26 protein-coding genes and 1 other annotated feature are annotated in these 23,270 nt (G+C 45.3%); of the genes, 18 read left to right on the forward strand and 8 right to left on the reverse strand.

Going from position 1 to position 23,270, the window contains the following annotated elements; translation table 11 throughout:
* Positions 1–35: 35 nt before the first annotated feature.
* Together AC0J5I_RS10850 and leuS are read left to right on the forward strand one after the other, a co-directional pair.
* Positions 36–3,395, forward strand: a complete 3,360-nt coding sequence (locus tag AC0J5I_RS10850; protein ID WP_475305685.1) for a LysM peptidoglycan-binding domain-containing protein — start codon at positions 36–38, stop codon at positions 3,393–3,395.
* 88 nt (positions 3,396–3,483) lie between these two features.
* Positions 3,484–3,691: a binding site (T-box leader), on the forward strand.
* Between the two features lie 89 nt (positions 3,692–3,780).
* Entirely contained in the window at positions 3,781–6,195 is a 2,415-nt protein-coding gene (gene leuS, locus AC0J5I_RS10855) for a leucine--tRNA ligase (RefSeq protein WP_475299805.1), read from the forward strand.
* Between the two features lie 96 nt (positions 6,196–6,291).
* Here leuS and AC0J5I_RS10860 read toward each other — a convergent pair whose 3' ends face one another.
* Positions 6,292–7,710, reverse strand: coding sequence for a LysM peptidoglycan-binding domain-containing protein (locus AC0J5I_RS10860; protein WP_475299806.1), 1,419 nt, complete (start codon positions 7,708–7,710; stop codon positions 6,292–6,294).
* A 327-nt stretch (positions 7,711–8,037) separates the two neighbouring features.
* Here AC0J5I_RS10860 and AC0J5I_RS10865 point away from each other — a divergent pair, with 327 nt between their 5' ends.
* From AC0J5I_RS10865 to pepV, 3 genes are all read left to right on the forward strand, one after another.
* Positions 8,038–9,696, forward strand: coding sequence for a putative polysaccharide biosynthesis protein (locus tag AC0J5I_RS10865; protein ID WP_159072134.1), 1,659 nt, complete (start codon positions 8,038–8,040; stop codon positions 9,694–9,696).
* A gap of 270 nt (positions 9,697–9,966) precedes the next feature.
* On the forward strand, positions 9,967–10,710 hold the full coding sequence (locus AC0J5I_RS10870; RefSeq protein WP_475299807.1) for a pseudouridine synthase: 744 nt from the start codon (positions 9,967–9,969) through the stop codon (positions 10,708–10,710).
* A 101-nt stretch (positions 10,711–10,811) separates the two neighbouring features.
* Positions 10,812–12,215: a dipeptidase PepV gene (gene pepV / locus AC0J5I_RS10875; protein ID WP_475299808.1), complete on the forward strand. Its 1,404-nt coding sequence runs from the start codon at positions 10,812–10,814 to the stop codon at positions 12,213–12,215.
* A gap of 183 nt (positions 12,216–12,398) precedes the next feature.
* On the opposite strand, the gene AC0J5I_RS10880 is transcribed toward pepV, so the two are convergent.
* Positions 12,399–13,559, reverse strand: coding sequence for a tyrosine-type recombinase/integrase (locus AC0J5I_RS10880; RefSeq protein WP_475299809.1), 1,161 nt, complete (start codon positions 13,557–13,559; stop codon positions 12,399–12,401).
* Between the two features lie 223 nt (positions 13,560–13,782).
* On the opposite strand from AC0J5I_RS10880, the gene AC0J5I_RS10885 reads away from it, so the two are divergent.
* Positions 13,783–14,001, forward strand: coding sequence for a hypothetical protein (locus AC0J5I_RS10885; protein WP_475299810.1), 219 nt, complete (start codon positions 13,783–13,785; stop codon positions 13,999–14,001).
* Here the strand turns inward: AC0J5I_RS10885 and AC0J5I_RS10890 are convergent.
* From AC0J5I_RS10890 to AC0J5I_RS10905, 4 genes are all read right to left on the reverse strand, one after another.
* Complete coding sequence (locus tag AC0J5I_RS10890) at positions 13,965–14,876, reverse strand: hypothetical protein (protein WP_475299811.1); 912 nt, start codon at positions 14,874–14,876, stop codon at positions 13,965–13,967. The two genes, AC0J5I_RS10885 and AC0J5I_RS10890, sit on opposite strands and share 37 nt — an antisense overlap.
* 133 nt (positions 14,877–15,009) lie before the next feature.
* Positions 15,010–15,435 carry a hypothetical protein gene (locus AC0J5I_RS10895; protein ID WP_475299812.1) on the reverse strand — a complete coding sequence of 142 codons (426 nt, stop codon included), beginning with the start codon at positions 15,433–15,435 and terminating at the stop codon, positions 15,010–15,012.
* Positions 15,436–15,537: 102 nt separating this feature from the next.
* Positions 15,538–15,864, reverse strand: a complete 327-nt coding sequence (locus AC0J5I_RS10900) for an ImmA/IrrE family metallo-endopeptidase (protein ID WP_475299813.1) — start codon at positions 15,862–15,864, stop codon at positions 15,538–15,540.
* A 40-nt stretch (positions 15,865–15,904) separates the two neighbouring features.
* Positions 15,905–16,234 (reverse strand): helix-turn-helix transcriptional regulator, encoded by a 330-nt coding sequence (locus AC0J5I_RS10905; protein WP_319217246.1) that lies wholly within the window; start codon positions 16,232–16,234, stop codon positions 15,905–15,907.
* Positions 16,235–16,521: 287 nt separating this feature from the next.
* On the opposite strand from AC0J5I_RS10905, the gene AC0J5I_RS10910 reads away from it, so the two are divergent.
* From AC0J5I_RS10910 to AC0J5I_RS10925, 4 genes are read left to right on the forward strand one after another with little or no spacing between them, the layout of a single operon-like run.
* Entirely contained in the window at positions 16,522–16,713 is a 192-nt protein-coding gene (locus AC0J5I_RS10910) for a hypothetical protein (RefSeq protein ID WP_475299814.1), read from the forward strand.
* A 15-nt stretch (positions 16,714–16,728) separates the two neighbouring features.
* Positions 16,729–16,995 (forward strand): hypothetical protein, encoded by a 267-nt coding sequence (locus AC0J5I_RS10915; protein ID WP_475299815.1) that lies wholly within the window; start codon positions 16,729–16,731, stop codon positions 16,993–16,995.
* Positions 16,996–17,000: 5 nt separating this feature from the next.
* Entirely contained in the window at positions 17,001–17,222 is a 222-nt protein-coding gene (locus AC0J5I_RS10920; protein WP_475299816.1) for a hypothetical protein, read from the forward strand.
* Between the two features lie 20 nt (positions 17,223–17,242).
* Positions 17,243–17,428 (forward strand): hypothetical protein, encoded by a 186-nt coding sequence (locus tag AC0J5I_RS10925; protein ID WP_475299817.1) that lies wholly within the window; start codon positions 17,243–17,245, stop codon positions 17,426–17,428.
* A 9-nt stretch (positions 17,429–17,437) separates the two neighbouring features.
* Here AC0J5I_RS10925 and AC0J5I_RS10930 read toward each other — a convergent pair whose 3' ends face one another.
* Complete coding sequence (locus AC0J5I_RS10930) at positions 17,438–17,680, reverse strand: DUF1883 domain-containing protein (RefSeq protein ID WP_475299818.1); 243 nt, start codon at positions 17,678–17,680, stop codon at positions 17,438–17,440.
* A gap of 38 nt (positions 17,681–17,718) precedes the next feature.
* Positions 17,719–17,940, reverse strand: a complete 222-nt coding sequence (locus tag AC0J5I_RS10935) for a DUF2188 domain-containing protein (RefSeq protein WP_475299819.1) — start codon at positions 17,938–17,940, stop codon at positions 17,719–17,721.
* A gap of 143 nt (positions 17,941–18,083) precedes the next feature.
* On the opposite strand from AC0J5I_RS10935, the gene AC0J5I_RS10940 reads away from it, so the two are divergent.
* The 8 genes from AC0J5I_RS10940 (at position 18,084) to AC0J5I_RS10975 (ending at position 23,265) form a co-directional block, all read left to right on the forward strand.
* On the forward strand, positions 18,084–18,275 hold the full coding sequence (locus AC0J5I_RS10940) for a helix-turn-helix domain-containing protein (RefSeq protein WP_475299820.1): 192 nt from the start codon (positions 18,084–18,086) through the stop codon (positions 18,273–18,275).
* Positions 18,276–18,280: 5 nt separating this feature from the next.
* The gene (locus AC0J5I_RS10945) at positions 18,281–18,574 is read left to right on the forward strand and encodes a hypothetical protein (RefSeq protein ID WP_475299821.1); all 294 of its coding nucleotides are present in this window, start codon (positions 18,281–18,283) and stop codon (positions 18,572–18,574) included.
* A 172-nt stretch (positions 18,575–18,746) separates the two neighbouring features.
* Positions 18,747–18,938, forward strand: a complete 192-nt coding sequence (locus AC0J5I_RS10950) for a hypothetical protein (RefSeq protein WP_475299822.1) — start codon at positions 18,747–18,749, stop codon at positions 18,936–18,938.
* Positions 18,935–19,195: a hypothetical protein gene (locus AC0J5I_RS10955; protein ID WP_475299823.1), complete on the forward strand. Its 261-nt coding sequence runs from the start codon at positions 18,935–18,937 to the stop codon at positions 19,193–19,195. Before AC0J5I_RS10950 ends, AC0J5I_RS10955 begins: the two co-directional genes overlap by 4 nt.
* 71 nt (positions 19,196–19,266) lie before the next feature.
* Entirely contained in the window at positions 19,267–21,243 is a 1,977-nt protein-coding gene (locus AC0J5I_RS10960; RefSeq protein WP_475299824.1) for an ATP-binding protein, read from the forward strand.
* Positions 21,244–21,501: a hypothetical protein gene (locus tag AC0J5I_RS10965; protein WP_319217271.1), complete on the forward strand. Its 258-nt coding sequence runs from the start codon at positions 21,244–21,246 to the stop codon at positions 21,499–21,501.
* Between the two features lies 1 nt (position 21,502).
* Complete coding sequence (locus AC0J5I_RS10970; protein WP_475299825.1) at positions 21,503–22,564, forward strand: hypothetical protein; 1,062 nt, start codon at positions 21,503–21,505, stop codon at positions 22,562–22,564.
* Entirely contained in the window at positions 22,561–23,265 is a 705-nt protein-coding gene (locus AC0J5I_RS10975) for an MBL fold metallo-hydrolase (RefSeq protein WP_475299826.1), read from the forward strand. The genes AC0J5I_RS10970 and AC0J5I_RS10975 overlap by 4 nt, the downstream gene beginning before the upstream one ends.
* The last annotated feature ends 5 nt before the right edge of the window (positions 23,266–23,270 follow it).

A 23,270-nucleotide genomic window follows, 5' to 3' on the forward strand; every position in this document is an offset into this window, starting at 1 on the left:
CGGCAGTATTTTAATAAAGGGAGTGGTATATTTTGGTGTTATCCAGAAACGAACGCATTACCCAAAAGAAAAAAGAACAATTGATCAATTCTTTTATCACCACGAATAAAAGACTGAAACGAAGCGTAGCGGTATTGAGTACGTCGTTCTTTATGACAACTGTCGTTAAGCCAGTCCAACTGGTTTTGGCAGCACAGTCGACTACACTTGGAACAACGGATACAAAAGTATATTCCACAAATCCCTTTTTGAATCAGATTATCCCGTCCGCGACCGTAATAGCCGCCCAAAATGATTTATATGCCTCCGTGATGATGGCCCAAGCCATTTTGGAAAGTGGCTGGGGTACAAGTGCTTTATCGACGGCTCCTAACTATAACTTGTTCGGAATCAAAGGGAATTATGACGGAGAATCCGTCAACATGGGTACATTGGAAGACAGTGGTGGGCAGAATTACTATCCAATCAACGCTGAATTCAGAAAGTATCCTTCCTATGCGGAATCCCTGCAGGACTATGCAAATCTTTTGTCCAACGGGACCAGCTGGAATCCGACTTATTATGCGGGTGCTTGGAAGAGCAATGCAGCCAGTTATCAGGACGCAACGACTTACTTGACCGGCCGTTATGCGACAGACACAGCCTACAGCACCAAATTGAACAGGATCATTGCGCAGTATGGGTTGGATCAATATGACAACTATCAACCTATCGTTGAAGATGAAGTTGAAGAACCGGATGCTGGCAATGTCGACTTCGAAAAGCCGACTGAATCACCTGAACTTCCGACTGTAGAGCTTCCGGGCAGTACAGACGAAGATACTACAGAACAAGAGACACCGGGTGCACCTGCTGAAAATACAGAAGACGCCGAAACACCTGAAACACCTGAAACACCTGAAACACCAACAACACCGGATACTCCGGTCCAAGCGGGGGCTGCAGTCCATGTTGTCCAATCCGGCGACACGTTATATGCTATCGCTAAAAAATATGGGATTTCTTTGGTCGATTTGTTGACGCTAAATAAATTGAATTCCAATATGATTTATGTAGGCGATCGACTGGTGCTGCCTGAAAGTGTCGTAGTCGAGGATGAGACACCTGCGGAGGAAGTGGATGAAGAAACAACTTCACCAACCACACCAACTGAAACACCGTCAGACACGACAACTGCGTCTTATACAGTAGTCGCTGGCGACACCCTTTACAAAATCGCGAACGCAAAAGACTTGACAGTCAGTGAGTTGAAAAGCTTGAACACGCTGACGGGCGATACCATTTACGTAGGCCAGAAGTTATTGTTGGGAAAAGCGACAACGACTACACCGGGTACAACCGAAAACGGATCAAACAGCAATACGGGGCAAACGACTACCCAATCCTATACCGTTAAATCAGGCGACACACTGTGGTCGATCGCGAACGCTAACAGTATGACCGTCGCTGCATTGAAGAACGCAAACAGTCTGACGTCCGATGCAATCTATCCAGGTCAGCTTTTAAAAACAACCAGCACTTCGACAGGCACTACCACACCAACTACCGGTACGAATACGGGCACTGCGGGAACCACTGTCACAGGAGCTTTCATTAAACCAGCCAGCGGATACATTTCCTCTCCTTTCGGATACCGTACGTCGCCCATCAATGGTGCGTTGGAATTCCACAGGGGCATTGATCTTGCAGGCAGCGGCAATATATCCGCGTCACAAGCAGGCGTTGTGGAAGTCGCTACTTATCATTACAGCTACGGCAACTACGTCGTCATCAACCACGGCAAAATAAATGGCGTGACCATCAAAACGCTGTATGCGCATATGCAATCCGGGCTTTCGGTATCTGTAGGACAGACCGTCAGCCAAGGGCAAAAAATCGGCGTGATGGGAACTACCGGCAGCTCGACAGGAGTGCATCTGCATTTCGAAGTGCAGGAAAACGGGACCGTCGTCAATCCGGTGAACTACATCAATGGCACCACTAATGTGACACCTGGAGTGACAACACCATCCACACCATCAACAACGCCATCGAACGGCAGCAGCGTCGTTGTCGTGTCCGGAGATACTCTTTGGAAACTTGCGACCGCGAACGGCATGACGGTTGCAGATTTAAAAACATTGAATAACTTGACTAGTGATGCGATTCTGACGGGTCAAGTCTTGCTTTTGAAGAGTGCGGCTACGGTAACACCAACCACACCGACAACTCCAACCGTGACACCAGGATCAACAACCGGTAAAGTAACGGTAGCATCTGGCGACACGCTTTGGAAACTCGCGAATGCGAACGGATTGAGCGTATCCGAACTGAAATCCCTGAACAATCTGACGAGTGACGTCATCGTTCCAGGCCAAACATTGTTGCTAAAACAAACTACGACAACACCGAGTTTGACGCAACCGACGACACCAACAACGCCGACAACGCCTTCTACAGCAAGCACGACCACGGTAGCGTCCGGCGATACGCTTTGGAAAATCGCGAGCGCCAACGGTTTGAGTGTAGCGGCCCTGAAAGCATTGAACAGTCTTAGCTCTGATGTCATTTTGCCAGGCCAAGTGTTGACGCTTAAGAGTGCAACAGTCACAGTACCGACCGTTACACAGCCGACGACAACAGCGCCGTCAACGTCCACGACGACGAGCACAATCACCGTGGCATCCGGCGATACGCTCTGGAAAATCGCGAGCGCCAACGGTTTGAGTGTAGCGGCTCTGAAAGCATTGAACAGTCTTAGCTCTGATGTCATTTTGCCAGGCCAAGTGTTGACGCTTAAGAGTGCAACAGTCATAGCACCGACCGTTACACAGCCGACGACAACAGCGCCGTCAACGTCCACGACGACGAGCACAATCACCGTGGCATCCGGCGATACGCTCTGGAAAATCGCGAATGCGAACGGCCTGACAGTTGCAGGACTGAAAACACTGAACAACCTGAGTTCCGATTATATTTATCCGGGGCAATCATTGAAAGTGAAGGCCACGGTTACGACCGGGAATACTTCGACCGGTGTAACGACGCCTACTGTAACAACACCTTCCGTTCCGACTGTCACGAACAAAGTGTACACAGTCCAAAAAGGGGATACGCTCTATAAAATCGCATCCGCAAATGGCGTTTCGGTTGCGGACCTGAAGACTTGGAACAACCTGAACACGGATATCATTTTTGTGAACCAATCTTTGAAAGTGGCTGCAGCGACAACTTCAGCGCAGGTTTCAGCACCAACTACAAGTGCTCCTGCGGCATCCGCTAATACGTACACTGTCCAAAAAGGCGATACTTTGTACAGCATCGCCAAGAAAAAAGGCGTTAGCTTAGCGGCTTTGATTGAAGCGAATGATATTACGTCCAACATCATTTATATCGGTCAAGTAATCAGCTTCTAATCTCAAAAAGGATTGACTTAGGTAGGCATCAAGTCTTGATGAAATGAGTTTTATTTGTTAAAATAGCAGATGAATCAATTCATAACTGAAAAAGACATAGAGAAGGAATAGTAGGGAACAGCTTTTTTGAAGAGAGTGCATGGGTGGTGAAAATGCACAAAGAGCCTCCTGAACTCGCCTTTGAGTTGTTCCGCCGAAAGAAAAAGTAAGCGAAACCGCATCGCTGCGTTATAGGCATGATAAGGAATGCAAAGACATTCAATATAGGTGGTACCACGAAAAAACTCGTCCTATAGGCAGAACCAGTGATGGATGCTGCCTATAGGGCTTTTTTTATGGACCATTACCTGTTTGGATGAATGAAAAGAAAAGGATGTTGCTGGAAATGGGCTATACGCATAAAACGATCGAGAAAAAATGGCAAAAATATTGGGCAGACAACCGCACTTTCAAAACGACCGAAGAGGGCGGGAAACCGAAATATTATGTATTGGATATGTTCCCTTACCCATCCGGCCAAGGCTTGCATGTAGGCCATCCGGAAGGCTACACGGCGACGGATATCGTTGCCCGCGCAAAACGCGCGCAAGGATTTAACGTATTGCATCCGATGGGTTGGGATGCCTTCGGATTGCCGGCTGAGCAATATGCGTTGGACACCGGTAACGATCCGGCTGATTTTACCGAGCTTAACATCAAGACCTTCAAACGCCAGATCCAATCATTGGGATTCAGTTATGACTGGAGCCGCGAAATCAATACGACAGATCCGAGCTACTACAAATGGACGCAATGGATCTTCACAAAATTGTACGAACAAGGTTTGGCCTATGAGGCGGAAGTTTCCGTCAACTGGTGTCCGGCGCTCGGCACTGTACTTGCCAACGAAGAAGTTGTCGATGGCGTAAGCGAACGTGGCGGCCATCCGGTCTACCGCAAACCAATGAGACAGTGGATGCTGAAAATCACTGCCTATGCAGAACGCCTGCTGGACGATCTGGAATTGGTGGATTGGCCTGAAAGCATCAAAGAAATGCAACGGAACTGGATCGGACGTTCAGAAGGTTCGAACGTCACTTTCAAAATCAAAGACACGAATAAAGACTTCACGGTCTTCACGACCAGACCGGACACGTTGTACGGTGCTACCTATGCGGTTATGGCACCTGAATTGCCATTGGTGAAGGAAATCATGTCCGGGCAACAGGCCGAAGCCGTCGAAGCTTATATCGATTCCATTTCACTGAAGAGCGATCTTGACCGTACTGAGCTTGCAAAAGAGAAGTCAGGAGTATTCACTGGCGCTTATGCGATCAATCCGGTGAACGGCAAAGAAATCCCGATTTGGATTGCCGATTATGTTTTGGCGACATACGGAACCGGCGCCATCATGGCCGTTCCTGCCCATGACACCCGCGACTATGAATTTGCCAAAAAATTCGAATTGGAAATCATCCCGGTCCTTGAAGGCGGAAACGTCGAAGAGGAAGCCTATACGGAAGATGGTTTGCACATCAACTCCGATTTCCTGAACGGTCTGGATAAAGCGACAGGGATTGCGAAAATGAACGAATGGCTATCTGAAAACGGATTGGGCGAAAAAGTTATTTCCTATCGTCTGCGCGATTGGTTGTTCTCGAGACAGAGATATTGGGGCGAACCGATTCCGGTCATCCATTGGGAAGACGGCACATCGACAACGGTTCCTGAGAATGAACTGCCGTTACTGTTGCCGAAAACCGACCAAGTGAAACCGAGCGGCACTGGGGAATCCCCGCTTGCCGTCATCGCTGAATGGGTCAATGTAGTCGATCCTATTACCGGCATGAAAGGCAGACGCGAAACCAATACAATGCCGCAATGGGCAGGCAGTTCATGGTACTTCCTGCGCTTCATGGATCCGCATAACCGCAATGATCTTGCTTCAAACGAAAGACTGGACTATTGGCAGAACGTCGATCTATATATCGGTGGTGCTGAACATGCGGTGCTTCATCTGCTGTATGCGCGCTTCTGGCATAAATTCCTTTACGATATCGGCATCGTTCCGACGAAAGAGCCGTTCCAAAAGTTGTACAACCAAGGCATGATCTTGGGCGAAAACAATGAAAAAATGTCCAAATCCAAAGGGAATGTCGTCAACCCGGATGACATCGTGGAAAGATATGGCGCAGATACACTCCGCATGTACGAAATGTTCATGGGACCGTTGGATGCATCATCGACATGGAGTGAAGGCGGCATCGAAGGCAGCCGCAAATTCCTGGATCGCATTTGGCGTCTGCTTTTGGATGAAAATGACAAGATGCGGGACCGTATCACAACCATCAACACGCATGAATTGGACAAGGTTTACCATCAGACAGTCAAGAAGGTAACCGAAGATTACGATAATCTGCACTTCAATACAGCAATCTCACAGATGATGATCTTCATCAATGAAGCCTACAAAGTGGATGCATTGCCGTTCGAATACATCACTGGCTTTGTTCAATTGCTAGCGCCAGTTGCGCCTCACTTCGGTGAAGAGCTTTGGGCGAAGCTGGGCAAACCGGAAGGCATTTCCTATGTTGCATGGCCAACTTATGATGAATCTTTCCTTGTCGAAGACGAAATCGAAGTCGTTTTCCAGATCAACGGTAAAGTGAAAACAAAAGAAATGGTTCCTTCCGATATTTCCAATGATGACATGATCGCATTGGCATTGGAAAACAGTGTCATCAAAGATGGCATCGAAGGCAAAACCATCAGAAAAACCATCGCCATCCCAGGAAAATTGATCAATATTGTAGCAAACTAATCCGAAAAAATAAAGAGAACGCACACTCCAACGCTGACGGGGTGTGCGTTCTCTTTAATTATTTGTGTTCTTTTAAATAGGCTTCTGCGGCCATACTTAAGGGATGATCAACACTTGACCGACACGGATAAGATTCGGATTGGTTATGCCGTTTGCGTTCACGAGCTGCGTGATGGTTACGCCATAGCGGAGCGCGATGGCATATAAAGTATCCCCGGCTTTGACTGTATAGGACGTTCCGGTTGTAGGCGTCGTTGGAGTCGTCGGCGTTCCGGTGCCAGGTATCGTCAACACTTGGCCGATACTGATCAGATTGGCGTTAGCGATGTTATTGGCGGTAACAATCTGTTGGACCGTCACCCCGTACTGCAAGGCGATGGCATACAGGGTATCCCCGGCTTTGACTGTGTAACTGGTCCCGGTTGTGGGCGTTGTAGGAGTCGTAGGTGTTGTAGGCGTTCCGGTGCCAGGTATCGTCAACACTTGGCCGACGCGGATCAGGTTGGCATTGGTGATGCCATTTGCATTAACGATTGCTTGGACCGTCACACCATACCGCAAGGCGATGGCATACAGGGTATCCCCGGCTTTGACTGTATAGGACGTTCCGTTTGTCGGCGTTGTAGGAGTCGTAGGCGTGCCTGTTCCCGGAATCGTCAACATTTGTCCAACGCGGATCAGGTTGGCATTGGTCAAGCCATTGGCGTTAACAATCGCTTGGACCGTCACACCATACCGCAAGGCGATCGCATAAAGGGTGTCCCCCGCTTGGACGGTATAGCTGGTTCCTGAACCGGTTCCCGGAGTGCTAGTAGTGTTCATAAGCTGAGAGAGGGTCACAAACGAGTAGCCCATGGCCCGCAACTGATTGATCATGTTAGGCAAAGCGGCGTTCGTTCCGTTGGCACCGTAACCGGCATGCATCAATACGATGGCTCCCGGCACGACATTGTTGATGACACGGTTGTAGATATCAATGGATGAATTGCCTGTCCAGTCGAGCGAGTCGATTGTCCACTGGAAAGTGTAACTATATCCGGCGTTTCCGACTGTTTGCAAGACGGTACTGTTATAGGATCCGAAAGGAGCACGGAAGAAAGGTTTTGTGCTCTTGCCGGTGAGGTTTGCGATGATTGTTTCGGTGCGATTGATTTGATTTGTCATCTCGGTCGTCGATACCGTTGTGAAGTCCGGATGATTGTAGGAATGATTTCCGATATCATGACCAGCTGCGACAATGTTCTTGATTGCTTGCGGATGATTTTCAGCACCTTGACCAGTGAGGAAGAAAGTGGCTTTTACATTATTGGCTGATAATGTGTTCAGAATTGATTGGATATAATATCCGTCCGATCCATCATCAAACGTTAAGGCAACAACCTTATTGGATGTGGAGCCTTGGTATATGATCTGCGAGGTAGCAGCCAAAGCAGGTGTTGCCGAAAAGGTGAAGAAAAGCAGGAGCGAAAGGAAGAATCCGAATAAATGTCTGAACCCCTTTCTTGAGGTGTTCATTTTTATTCCTCTTTTCTATTGCAAACTATGCGACTCGTTTGACGTGACAGCGTTGAAAGCCAAGTGCCGGTGAATGTGTTTTTGGCAAAAAAAGTGATTAGCTTAGTTCTTTTTCACACTTACATTTTACCATAAACGTTTAGGTGATGATATGAAAACGCATGCAATTAAATGGGGCATTTAGCTTGGAAATGTCAGGGAATATTCCGAATTGTTAGGATTTTGCAAAATAAGACTGCCATAGATTGAAATAAAACGGATTTTTGGTAAAATACTTGAGTGATGGTATTATTATCTTTCATTCATCGGGAAGAAAGCGGGTTGCAAATGTCAACAGATAGAAAAGTTAACGAAGAAAATGAAACAACCAACAATAAGATGGTGCAAGGGACTTTTTGGATGACATTCGGGAGCATTTTTTCCCGATTGATCGGCGCACTCTACATCATCCCATGGAACGCCTTGATGGGCTCGACGGATGCAGCCAACACGGCCAATGCCCTTTACTCGATCGGCTACACACCTTATCAGCTGTTCCTTTCGATCGGGATAGCAGGCTTCCCTGCAGCGATGTCCAAGCAGGTGGCCCAATACAATGCAAAAAATCAATACCGCACCGGGATCGACATCTTCAAGAAGAGCATGTTCTTCATGATTTTGACGGGCGCCGTCAGTGCCGCATTGATGTATGGATTGGCACCGATGATCGCTGAGAACAGCCCGGCCGCTTCACCTGAAGACGGAGCATTGGTAATCCGGGCCTTGGCACCAGCTTTATTGTTGGTACCAGGTATGAGCTTGATGCGCGGTTTTTTCCAGGGCTATCAGGATATGGTGCCCTCAGCGATTTCGCAAGTGTTCGAACAGGTCGGCAGGGTAATCTACATTCTGGGCGCCACCTACATTGTGATGCAACTTATGGATGGCAGCATCGCCACAGCTGTTGCGCATTCCACTTTCGCTGCGTTGGTGGGAGCGATCGTTGCAACCATCATCCTGCTTTTTTATTACAAAAAGAAAATGGCCGAATATCAGCCATTGATCGCCAACAGTGAACCTTCCAGCAACATTCAGACGACTGCGGCCATCAAGAGCATGCTTCAGGAATCGATCCCGTTCATCCTGATTGGCTCAGGCATCACTTTCGCCAAGCTGATCGATCAGGTGACGTTCAAACCAATGATGGAGAACCTGACGAGCTACACAGGTAAGGAAATCGAGGATCTTTTCGGACTGTTCAGTTTCAACGCCGACAAACTTATCATGATCATCGTTTCATTGGCGGTCGGGATGGCCACAGCCGCGGTGCCTCTGATTGCCGCCGAGTTCACGAAAGGAAACTTCCGTGTGCTGCAGAGCCAGGTGAGGGAGATTATCCAACTTTTCGCTTTCATCATGCTTCCGGCATCATTGGGGATGATGGTCGTTTCGGAACCAATCTACAACGTGTTCTATCCGCTTCATCCGGTAGGTCCTACGCTATTGGCGGTATCGGCTTTAATGAGCATCGTTTTGGGACTGTTCACGGTTCTCGGATCGATTTTGCAGTCTTTGAGCCGACATAAGACAATGATCTCCTATCTGTTGGTTGGACTAGCGGTTAAAGTGGTCATGCAGTATCCGATGTTGGCTTTGTTCGATACGGCAGGCGCATTGGTTGCGACGACGATTGGATTCATCGTGACGGTACTCTTGAGCGGATGGAAAATCTATCACCTGACCCATTTCGGGCTGGTTGACACGTTGAGAAAAACCGGGAAAATTTTGGCAGTCGCCTTGGTCATGACGGGCGGCGCGTTCATCGCCTTGAAAGCCAGCATGCTTGTCATTCCGATTGATCGCAAGTTGACGGCACTTGTGGTTGTCGCCATCGTAGCGGCAGTCGGAGGCTTCGTCTACTTGTTCCTGACCCTGAAATTGCGCATCGCTGATGACATTTTGGGCGCCAAAGCGAACGGCCTGCGCAGAAAAATGCGCATCAAATAAGAAAAGCGGTTCAAGCCCGTTCTGCCTCGAAAGAAATTTAGGAAATCTGGCCCTGAATGAGCATCGTAGAGCGCAAAGGGTCAGATTTATCTAATTTCCGAGAGGCAGGCTTGAAACGCTAGACATCTTGTTGGATAGTGAAACTCATAAGGGTTGTGTAATACACCAATGGTGATGCACTTATGAATAAAAAGTGTGCCTACAACAAATTTAAAAGAAACCGAAAAGCAGCCTTAGTGGGTGCTTTTTGGTTTATAAGGGAGAAAAAATATGCGTTTGGATAAACTGCTGTCGAATTCCGGATTCGGATCCAGAAAAGAAGTCAAAGTGTTATTGAAAAAGAAATTGGTGACGGTCAATGGGGAAATTGAAACGAAAGCCGAAGCCAAGGTGGACAGCGAAAAGGACACCATTCTTGTCGGTGGCGATCCTGTCAGCTATCAGGAATACATTTACCTGATGATGCATAAGCCGCAGGGCGTCCTCAGTGCTACCGAGGACAATCATCAAAAGACGGTCATCGACCTGCTGGCTTTCGAACTGCATCAGCAGGAACTCTTTCCAGTCGGCCGGCTGGACAAGGACACGGAAGGCCTGCTGCTGTTGACGAACGATGGCCAATTGGCGCATTTCTTGCTTTCGCCGAAACGGCATGTGGACAAGATCTACTTCGCGGAAGTTGCCGGTCGGATGACGGAAGAGGACCAAAAAGCCTTTGCTGAAGGTCTGATACTGGAAGATGGCTACCGTTGTCTGCCGGCAAAATTGGAGCTTCTGCGCTATGATGAAGAAAAAGATTGCTCAGAAGTAGAAATCACGATCAAAGAAGGAAAGTTCCATCAAGTGAAACGAATGGTGCTGGCCTGCGGAAAAGAGGTCACTTTCCTAAAAAGGTTGACAATGGGGCCCTTGCATTTGGACGAGCAATTGGAAAAAGGCGATTACCGTCCGCTGCGTGATGAAGAACTTGCGGCATTGCGGGAACATCTGCCGGAGTCGATTAAAAAAGGTTAAGATTTTGCGGATTGTTGGGCCTAAATACCAAGCTTTTATTTGGTTATTTTGCCAAAAATGATATGATGATAGCATGATATTTTAAGTTAGGATGTGCGCGTATGGAAATCAATTGGAAAAAAGAAGTGGAAGTCAGAAAAACAGAACTGCTGGAGGATTTATTCACATTATTGCGGATCGACAGTGTGCGGGACGATTCGAAAATAACACCTGATGCTCCTGTCGGACCCGGCCCTAAAGAAGCTCTGGAGGCCTTCTTGGCTATCGGTGAACGGGACGGCTTCACTACGAAAAATGTCGGTAATCTGGCCGGACACATCGAATTTGGCGAAGGTGAAGAATTGATGGGCGTATTCGGCCACGTCGATGTTGTGCCTACCGGAACTGGCTGGGATACAGATCCTTTCGTGCCGGTCATCATCGATGACCGCATCTACGCCCGCGGATCCAGCGATGACAAGGGGCCAACGATGGCTGCCTATTATGCATTGAAGATCATCCGTGACTTGAAATTGCCAATATCCAAAAAGGTCCGTGTCATCATCGGAACGGATGAAGAGAGCGGCTGGAAATGCATGGATCACTATCTCGAAAACGAACGGATTCCGGATTTCGGCTTTTCTCCGGATGCCGAATTCCCGATCATCAATGGCGAAAAAGGCATGCAGACTTTCATGGTCCAATTCCGAGGCGACAATAAAGGCGGCAAGAACGAGTTGTTGAGCTTTGATGCAGGCCTGCGCGAAAACATGGTCCCTCAGGATGCGACTGCCGTATTCAGCAGCCCGGAGGCCGACAGAATTGAGCAGGCATTCGCTGCATTCCTTGAAAACAATCCGGTCAAAGGGACGATTTCTGTGGAAGGGGAACAAGTTACAATTGAATTGATCGGAAAAGCCGCTCATGGCATGAATCCGGCTGCGGGCGTGAACGCGGGCACGTATCTTGCCACTTTCCTGAACAAATTCAACTTCGGCGGACAAGCGGCTACATTCCTCGAATTGATCGCGGAACGTATCCATCTGCAGCATGATGCACAGAAATTGAACTTGGCTTATACGGACTCGGTCATGGGTGAATTGACCATGAATGCCGGCATTTTCACCTTCACACCGACAACGGGTGGCGAAGTGGCAATGAATTTCCGTTATCCGCAAGGCGTTTCTGAAGAAGGCATCGAAATCAAGTTGGAAGCGGCTTTGGCCTCCTATGGCGTGACGATCGCAAAAGGCGGACACGGCAAATTGCCGCATTACGTGCCGGCTGACGACCCGTTGGTCAAAACGTTGTTGGCTGTCTACGAAAAACATACCGGCCTGAAAGGGCATGAACAATCCATCGGCGGCGGAACCTACGGGCGCCTGTTGGAACGCGGCGTTGCCTATGGCGCGATGTTCCCGGACAGCATCGATACGATGCACCAGGCGAACGAATTCATCGCTCTGGATGATCTTTTCCGCGCGACCGCCATCTACGCGGACGCTATGTACGAATTGCTGAAATAATGTTGACTTTTCAACGTTTCAATTATTTTCGAAAATGAAACGAAAAGCTTTTAAATCAACATTCTCCGTTTTTTGAAATCGGTTTGAAACGATGCGAAAATATGCGCACTCGGGATTTATCCGGGATTTTTTGATCCATTTCGGAAAAAATCCCGAGTGCGTTTTTGTTGTTATATAGCCATTTTAGCCATGCATGCGGGTGCTGGCGATGCGAATAACCTTTTGACTGCCTTCCTCTGTGGCGTGAGTATAATGCTCCGTCATGGAGGTTTTTTTGTGTCCAAGGTAATCCGCCAGGGCTCTTCCGTTGACGCCTGCCAATGCTGCCTGGGTGGTGAAGGTGTGCCGCATCATGTGTGGGCTGGCCTTCACGCCGGTTTCTTCCGAGACGTAGGACATAATGCGGTTCAAGTGTGTTACACAGTAGGGGACGCCTCGCTTCGGATTCAAGAAGATAAAATCCTCCTGGTTCAGGATCTGGCCGAAGTCCGCTTTGATATCCCGCGCTTCCTGGATGCAATATTCCAACATGGCTGCCGCGTCCTCGTTCAATGCGATCATGCGCTCACTGCTCGGAGTCTTCGTTCCTTTGCCGTCAGGGCGTTTTAGTGTGCGGGTGAGTAAAACCCTGATGAACGTCCCATCCGGCCGGAAAACCACGTTCTTTTGTGTCAGGCCCATGATTTCACCGCGACGGAGGCCAAAAGTGGTGAGGTAGAGCATCGCATAATGCTGTTTCGTCAGAATTTCTTTGGCTTTATCCATGAACAGATTGTAGTTCTCGATATCGATGTTCTTCGTTTTCGGCTTGGCGCCTTCCTTGCGGATCTTAACGTAAGAGAGCCGGTTGCGCTCCAGGACGCCGCAACGAACAGCATCATTCATGATGGCGCACATCAGATGGTGATAGGTCTTGACCGACTCTTCAGCCAGCCCTTCATCGTGCAGCATTTCATTCAGATACAGTTCATAGTTGTGCCGATCGATTTTTTTCAGTGGCGTTTTTCCAAAGCGGTTCGATAGGTGATTGCGGTAGTGGCTGTCGAGGCTGGAAAGAGAATCGGCCGTCCATTCCTTCCGGACGATCCGTTTTTCTTTGTATTTCTGATAGTATTCGTCCAGGGTGATATTTGGATTGCTGATCATCCCGAATTCCTCTTTCTCAATGAATTCTTCGATTTCACGCAACTTGGCGCGGGCGGCCATTATCGTTTTGAATCCGGATTTATCGAATTCACCAGGCACACCATTGATCACATAGGCGCGCCGGACCTGGTAACGCGTTCCTTTTTTGGTTTCGTATTTATAGATGTTCGGGTAGTTCGTCTTTATTCTCTTTGTCATTATAGTTTCTCCTTTCGCTTGCCGGGCAGGGCGCTGCATAAGGAAATCTGGCATCAACTCCTTTCGTGTGATAAAATGACTGTACACAAAAAGACCTTTAATCAAGGCGCTTTTTCGATAAACACCACTTTCGCTTTGGACGGGGAGAGTGGTGTTTTTGGTATCTAAAAATCAATGGTGTTGTTATAATGGTTATAGAACAACTGAGGAGGAATCACGCATTATGAATAACCTTATTTTTTCAAAAGACGAAGCCAAATTCATTGATGAGATGATCAGTTTATTTGTGTACGAGCATCCTTCAATACATGAGGTACAGGTGGATGACGAAGATAACCTTTATGCGTATGACAATAAAGGAAACAAAGTAACCGATAATTTCGAGGTTTCGCGTTACAAAATGATTCAATCGATTGAAGGTAAACTAAAGACCTTCGTATAATAATTAGCATAAATATTTTTTATCCCTGACATCAGCAGCTGGCAGTTTTCTTTACCGGCGAATCCAGAATTGAAATGGGATACAGAATTCCTGATCATAAAAGTACTTTTAATCGCATTTTTTTGCCGCCTATCTATTTTCAATGGTTCTTTCCCGAAAGCATTAACATAATCTTGATAAGTCGCGTTGTCCGGAAAACTCCTATCGATCATGTTATGTTTTTCGAGAGTGAGGTACATGAGATGTTCTAATACACCTCCGAGACCAGCTGCACAGACATAAAATTGTTCATTTTCGTAAGCTGTTAGGCATTCGGAAAGCTCTGCTGAGAATTGATCATCGTTTATATCTTTGATCATTGTGTCAAATTGATAGCGGTCAGCATGAATCCGCAATGTGTTGAAGTCTACCTGTTTCATTGGCGGCAAAGATAAGCGTGAAGTTGAATCTGTGTACTCTTTATTTATCCAATTAGTAGTACTGGATGATAAACTATTATTATAAAGGGAACTATATATAATTGATTGAGGGTCCAGGTTTTCTATTAAATTATTATTTAGGAGATAAGACACCTGATCTGCTACTCGATAAATGCGCTTAAACTGGTAATCGTTTGTTTGTTGTCGCAGGTCAATAATGTGAAGATTATCATTTTCATCACTACTGTATTGAGCAAAAAATATAGTTTTATAATATGGGCTGTTACTTAGTATTATAAGAATCCAAATGTTCATTGGTTTGCTTAACCATGAAAACAAATCTTTGTTAACATCTTCGGAACCGATTATTTCTCTAGCTCTAATGGTATAATCTTGCTTATATTCACTCAGCATTGAATCTATCAATTCTTCTGTAATATCAGGTATTCGTTTCATAAGTATATCCCGTCCAAACTTGTGACATATACTCATTTTAGGATACTCAACTGAGTCCAATCTCTCGCCACCATTCGTTATTTATTAGGATAACCCTCATTCCTTACCGTCCAACGTAGGGGAGTGGGGGTTTTTACTCTTTATAGTCTGTTTCTATTGTGTAACTACCGCCGAGCGTGGATGAGTAAGACAAAAGAGTAGCGGATCCGCCTGGTTCATCAGTTTCCCAAGAGAGTGTGGCCCGGACGGACTCTATTTTATTTTGCAAAGTGAAATCCATATCGATTATATAAATGTTGTCGTATTCCGTCTGATCCGTCTTGTTGATTCTGGCCTTCGGACTTTCGGTGACTTCGGCATTTCGCCAATCTGCATCAAAATTATTCACTTTATCCACTTCTTTTATAAAAGCTTCTAACATTGTTGTGTTAGTGTTCTTTTCTGAACTACTCACTGAGCCATCGCCATGACCTTCATATTCTTCCGGCTCATCGCTAGATCCACCACATGCAGTTAACAAAAACATTGATGAAACCAAAACAAGAAAAATTTTTTTCATTTCGTTCCCTCCAATAAATGATATAATATTTCTATACCAACCTATTGGTAATTATTTTGATCAATCCCACTCCGGCCCGCCAAAGCTAAGGAGTGGGATTTTTTATTTTGGTAATTCAGCAAATTTCACATCTTTTCCCATACCGATTTTAAATTCTTCTACCAGTTGAGTGTAGTTATACACGCCGCCATTTTCGGCGATTACTTGTCTAATCATGAAATCATTAGCTTCAGATTCCATTTTGATTAGATATATCGGTTTCTTATACAAACACACATAGTCAGCGTGATCTAATGCGTGTTTCAGTTCGTGGTAGATCACCATTTTAATTTCATTTTCTGATAAAGCGTTATTCACAAACATAGTTTTTAAATCATTTATAAAGCATCCCTTAGACTCCATTTCAATGAACTCTAATTTGATACCCAATTTGTAAAGATTCTCCTTTATCTCTAACAATAAATTCACCTCACTTAGAACTTAGTCTCCCTTGCATAAAAGCCCTGATAGCATCTTTGTCGATTTCAGTTAGAGGTTTCCCGTCGAAGCTCATTGCGTTGTCGAGTATCTCATCCAAATCTTTAGACGATTCATGCATGTCGGTTTTTCCCTCTCTCCCAACTAAATAATCCAGAGTCACGCCGAAATAATCAGCCACTTTTGTCAAATTTTCGGTTGTTGGGCTTTGGTTTTTCCACTTATAAATAGCATTTTCGCCAAAACCTAAGTCGATGGCGACAGTCTTCAGGTTCTTTTTTTGTTTTTCAGCAAGAAATTTTATTCGTTCAAATGTTGTCATATCAATGTTCCTTTCGAACGAACAAATAAAAAGTATCCAACAGGGTATCTATCTGTTGACAAAAGTATCCATATGGATTATTATTTGTTCATAAGCTAATTGGTAAGCAAAAAAGCAGACTAAAAACACCTAACAAGCGTTGGGGAACGTCTCTAAAATGGTGGTTTATATGGTTATTTGCTATGTCTAAATAGTATCCTATTGGATAATTTTTGTCAACGAATAACATAGCTCTAGCTAACCATTTAGCTTATTTATTTTAACATTCGCAAAGGAGGTATAGTGAAATGCCAGAAACACAAGCTTTACGAAAAAAAATACTCGATCACCTGGAAGAAAGGAACATCCCGCAAAGGCACTTAGCCTTGTTAATCGATGAGAACCCACAGTACCTGAGTGAGGTTCTGAATGGTAAAAAAACAGGCCCAAAGGCAAACGAGATGCTGCTGACTATTGTAAAGGTTTTGGGAATCAAATAAGGAAGGAGCAATAGTATGAACGAAACTAAACTGCTAGACCAGGCAAAACAAACAATTGCGGACTGTTCTGATATCCGCTGCTTCGATCCAGAAACAAATGCAGACACTGGGGTAGGGATGGCTCTAAGTGAACGGATCAAAATCATTCATCAGTTCGATGATGGCAAGCTGTACTTGTTCGAAGACAAAGCCGACACGCTTAACGATCTGTTCGAAGTAACAGAAGACATTCTAATTGGATTTCAGTCGCTGTTGGAATGTATGAAAGAGTTGGAGGTGTGATAGGGATGAGAGAAGAAACGAAGCAAGTACTAGTCCATCTAGAAAATATGGTGGAATCAGCCACTGAACCAAGAATATTTATGGGGGACAAAGAACAGATTGGTAGAGTAACTGATCAAGTTATATCCATATTCGAAAGCGAAAAAATGACGTATGCGGACACATACGCCACTTTAAGATTCATTGCACAGACGCTGAAATACAAGCAGGAACAGGTTAATTTATAAAAGAAAGAAGGTGAAAACGTATGAGAGCAAAAAGATTAGTTTCCGAGACTGATAAAGATAAATTCATTCAGGATGTACTTTCATTTGTTTCGGAAAAGGAATGGTCCATATCAAGTGTCATGGATGCGATAAGCGAAGTGATCGAACATATGGAAAATAATGCTGTATTAAAAGAAGAGCCCATGCTCAATGCATCAGCTCAATAAAAATAAAAATCAATAAGAAAATTGATAGCTGTATTTACCGCCACCCTCAACGATTAGATACCATCTTCCAGCACCGGTGACGCTGATGTTTACAGGAGTTGTTTTGTAGTGTCCGCCGAAATACTTATAAGGTTGTCTAGCTTTATATTTTTGGTAGTTGGATGAATCCACCAGAAAGACCTTTGCCGCATGTTGTAGTTGAACTTTGACGGATAACGAACCGTTAGTATCAGTATAAGGAATTTGAACCATTTCTTTTCACCACCTTTGAGTGAATCTGAGATCCATTGCTATCCCTTAGGTGGGTATGGATCATGTCCGAAACTGTTTCTTTCACGGATTTTGTTGTCTCTTCCGTGAATAAATAATTCAGTTCCTTGATTCTTAGCATGTTCAGTCGCTTTTGCAATGGCTTCTCGCTGAGTATCAAAGATACCGCTAGCTCGTTTTCCATTTTCTGGTTGAACATTCCAAGTCCCATCTGAATTATGTGTCACATGTTGATTTGGCAAAATTATCACCTCGGTTCTTATGCATAGATTTGCAGGAAACAACTTTTGGCGAAGGCGATTCCTACAAATATTATTATACACGATATATATGGGGAACACAATGCGAACAACCACTACATGTAGTGCTTTTAGGGGGTGTGAAGATGTGGGACATCATCGAAAAATTATTAATCGAGAAAAATTTGAACCAGGAGCAGCTAGCCAAAAGGATGCAGGTTCATTCAGGCACCGTATCGGACTTGAAAAAAGGCCGGATAAAGAAGCCTAGCTTTGAACTGATGTGCAAGATCGCGGATGCGTTGGAGGTCAGTTTGGACGTATTCAGAAAGGAGTGATCGAGATGGAAATACACTTTGATGGACAGACAACCGAGGAATTCTTCCAGTGGATGGCTGCAAAAATTCAAGACGTGACCCTTCCAATCGTGAAGGAAACCGTTGAAGAAAGCCTGTTCGATGAAGAGCTGCTGACACGGAAGGAAGTTTCCAAGCGGATCTTGAATTGTTCTGTTGATACGGCGGACAAGTATTACTTATATCAACCAGGCTTCCCATACTGCGAACGAGGCGGGGAGCGGCTTTATCCAAAGAAGGCAGTAGAGAAATGGATTCAAAAAAACACCAAATATAACTGAGAAACGGCCGGGCAGGGCGCATCACTGGAGGAACACACATGAAAATATTTACTGATGAGTTTGAGAATAGGTTGGTTAGTTTTATCGGAGCAGTCATAGTGGTTAGTATCGTTCTACTGATTTTTGGGGTCGTCGGCGGGTTAGAACAAGGTTTGTTATGGAGGTGAGAAAGATGGATGAAAAAGTCAGGATTTGGGCATGCATCGCAAAGCTTGAAGGCGGAATTGCTGGGCTATCAGCAAAGAAAGCTGAACATATCGCAAGGGCTGACGCGCTAACGAGGAATATCAGAGCGATGGAAGATGAAATTGATAGCATGTATCGCAAATTGGATGGCATCAGATTGGAGGAAATGAAGAAATGAGTTTAGCGTTACTCGCAGAGGTTCTGGCCAAACGTGGTATATCGCATAGACAAAGCAAGTCAGATGCAAACTTCGCAGCAATCTACGAACTGATTGATGGGCGATCTGTCCCGGTCGTAATGGTAAACCTAGTGGATGGTTCCTTTTTAGAAATGTCTCACTACTCCAGACTGAAGTCGAAAAGTAAGATCCTGATTGCTGAAGCGGAATCAGAATATCAAAGCAGGTTTAAACGATGGTACAAAAAAAGCCACTGACAGCCGGCAAGCAAGGTCAGTGGCTATGAAATAAATAATTCACGGTGATTATATCACGGAAAGGAAAAATCATGAAGAAAATCAAAATCAATAAAATTTCTTATGAGAATTTCAAAGGCATCAAATCATACACGTTAAATCTGGAGGGGAATAATGGTAGTGTCTCAGCTGGTAACAATATCGGAAAGACTAGCCTGTATGACGGTTTCTACTGGTTGCTGTTCGATAAAAATAGTCAGGAGCAAGCACAATTCAAGGTCAAACCTTTTGATGCAAACGGGGAAGATATCCTGGGAACAGACACCGTTGTGGAGGCCGAACTGGAAATCGATGGCGAACGCGTGCTGCTCCGGAAGGAAGTCCTGGAGAAATGGTCCAATCCAAAAGGCAGTATTGAAAAGGTTCGCGGAAAAGACGTTAAGAAATACTTCATCAACGGTATCCCGGCCAAAACCAAGAAAGAGTATACGGATTATATCAGCACAGTCATCGATGAGCAGTCGTTCAAATTACTAACCAATCCAGCGTTCTTCGCTTCAAAGGGTTGGGATGACCGCCGGAAAATTGTGATGGACCTAGTGGATGAAATTTCCATAGATGACGTCATTGCATCCAATCCTGACTTTGAAATCCTGCGTGATGACCTGAAGGCTAATTCTTTAGACGACTACAAGAATGGCCTGAATTATCAACTGAAAGACTTGCAAAAGAAAGAAAAGGACATCAGTACCCGAATTGACGAGGCAAGCAAGAGCGTTCCGGAGACTACAGAATCCAAGGCTGATTTGGAACTAAAGCTGCAGCGGTTGGATGATGAGTACCGATCCTTGCAAAAAGAAGAGTCAGATATAAAAAACGGCGGTATTGTGGCGAAAATCCAAAAAGAGATTGAAGCCATCCAGGCGCAAATCGCTGAAGGACGGATTAAATATTCTCAAACCAATCAGTTCAGTGTGATCAGTCTCCAGGACAGCCTAAATGAATTGAGTGGGAAGTACCGTGCTGCCGAAGAAAACCTGTATGAAACGACGACGCAAATCGAGCGTCTGGAAAAGCATATAGCATCCGAGAAAGAACGTCGTACCATCTTGCTTGATCAATATCACTCGGAGAAGAACATCACGTTCGATGAACATCGGTCCGTGTGCGCTATGTGTGGGCAAGAATTGCCGGCTAATCAAATCGACAAAATGAGAACGAAGTTCAACGCGGAGAAATCCGACAAACTGATGCGGATCATCGCGGAGGGCAACCAAATCAAAGATACCTTGGAGGTAGCGGAGAAACAGCTGGTCGATTTAAAGGCGTCCAAATCCGAGTTCACTGAGAAGGTTATGAAATTAAAGTCTCAAGGACAAGGAATGAAGGCTGACATCGAAAAAATGAACGTTGAGAACGGCGATTACACAGATACCGAAGAGTATGCCGCTTTAGTCCAAAAAGGACTGGATTTTCAGGCCAAAATCACCAACGAACAAGAAAGCAAACAGGAAGTCATTTCCTCCATCCGGGAGAAACTGGAATCCATTGCTGAGCAAATGATTGGTACGAACGATGCGATTTCACTGGTCAATCTGGCCAACACTCAAAAACGCCGGGTGCAAGAATTAATTGATCAGCGTAAAGAGATTGTGAATGCATTCAACGAAAAACAAGGCAAGTTGTTCCTGGCAGAGGATTTCTTCAAGACACGAATCAAGCTGCAGGAAGAGAAGGTAAACCATCTCTTTGAAATTACCAAGTTTGTATTTTTCGGCCTGGACGGAACAGGAGAAGAGAAGGATATGTGCAGCATTACTGTGAACGGCAGTGACTTCCACACCAATCTGAACAATGCGGCGCGAATCAATGCAGGGCTCGATATCATAAACACCCTTTCGAAAGCATATGGCATCGCAGCGCCAATCTTCATCGATAACGCTGAAGGGGTCAATAAGTTATTTGAAACACAGTCGCAGATGATCAGTTTGATAGTTTCCACTGATCCGGCATTTAAAGTTGAATCAAAAATAATGGATGATGACGTTTTGAATATGGAGGTTATATAAATGGCAGACACAGTTGTTATAAAAGTGAAGTATACAGAACCAAGCGGATATGACTATGGTCGTAGAGAAATTTTAGAAATTGATGGCATTGAAGTTATGGAAGTTGGCCCTTTGTCGGAATGTCCTGAAGATGCAATTTTAGAACGCGACTTGATAGGGCCAAATGATTTTTCTAGATTGCTTGAAAATTTTATCAAACAGCATAACGGAAAAAAAGTGAAGTTCGAAACTGAAGAAATTAACGAGGAGGAAGAATAAAATGACAAATCAAAATCAAGTAGCAACAGCATCCACATTCCAAACAAAACTGGCCAAGGTGAATAACACATACCTGCCGATGATCACGGACCAGCTGCAAGGCAACGGCATGAACATGAGCGACTATCAAAAACAATGCGTGATGAGCGCCATTGCAGAAATCAACAACACGTTGGAAGCACAATCGTTGGCCATCAATTCGGTGGATCAGCAAACATTGACTCAGATTTTGCTCCAGGTCGCATCCCTTCAGCTGAACGCAACAGCGACACCTCGCGAAGTGTACTTCCAGACACGCAAGAAAAAAGTTGGAAACGAATGGACCACGCAGCTTGAAATGGGCATTGAGGGTGACGGAAACGATAGCATCCTGTCACGTTTCGGCCGGGACGTTCAAACGGTCCATAAATTTTGGGAAGTGCGAGAGAACGACAAATTCACGTATCCACGCATGAAGGGTTTGGACATGACACCGCCTGAATGGGAGCCGGTGGGAACAGGTAAAGTGGTGCGCATCGTTTATCCGATCACCAAAGTGAATGGGGATGTCGAATATCTGATTGCAGAACGTGAAGATGTCGCCCGGAACTTGATTGCTCATATCAGCAACAGCATGATGAATGAAACTTTCGGCATTGCGGAAAGCCGGTATAAAGCAACCGATGCCCAAAAAACGCAGATCGATGCCAAAAAACGCGAGCTTAAAGATCAGTTGAAAGGGATGTCATTGGAAGCGATTCTGGATGCACCCGAATTCGATAAATACATCAGTCCGGCTTGGAAAGAAGGCCAGTCGCGCGAAAGCATGATCGTGCGAAAAATGCGCAATAATATCACGAAGAAATATCCGAAAAACTTTGAGAATGCCTATGTCGCCATGACGTATGAAGAAGCTACAAACGAAGACCTGAAACGCCTGAAGAAGGATGTAACGGAGTCTGCGAATGTCATTGAATTTGGAGATGTGATTGTCCACGACGAACCTGCGGCGCTTGATCAACCGCACGAAATAAATGAAGAACCAGTTCAAACTGAAGCATTTCCAGATGCAGATCCGTTTTGATTGATATAAAAGTCTTTGGTTCCGGGAGTTCTGGGAATGGCTATCTGATCGATGATGGCCGTTCTCAAGTCTTGATAGAGTGCGGCGTTAAATTTGAACTGGTGAAGCGCAGGATGAAATTCGATCTCTCAAGGGTGGCTGGCATGTGCATCAGCCATGAACACATGGACCATAGCAAAGAAATCCAAAAAGTACTGAAGACAACCGCAATCGATATTTTTGCCAGCGCAGGCACGCTAAACGCCTTGAACGTTCCGAAATTCAGGGCAAACGTTCTGAATATTGGTAAAAGCGTACAAATCGGTACATGGACCGTTATACCATTCGACGTTGTGCATGATGCAGCAGAGCCGATGGGCTTCATATTCGAAAACGCATCGAAGGAACGCTTGCTGTTCGTAACGGATACGCGGTTGCTGCACTACAAATTTAAAAACATCACACACATGATGGTGGAAGCCAACTATTCCATGAAGATACTTATCGAGAAGTATAGTCACGGTGACCTGGCCGATATGCTGAAGAATCGAATCATCAGAAGTCATTTTGAATTTGAGAATTCGAAAAGTTTTATCAAGCTGAACTCGAGCGAAATGCTGCAAGTCGTGTGGCTGCTGCATTTGTCCGATTCAAACAGTGATGAAGAGTTATTCAAACGTGAAGTTCAGGAGTTAACCGGTGTTCCGGTCTATATAGCATAGGAGGT

This window comes from Trichococcus sp. TS_SC_9 (genome assembly GCF_056156325.1).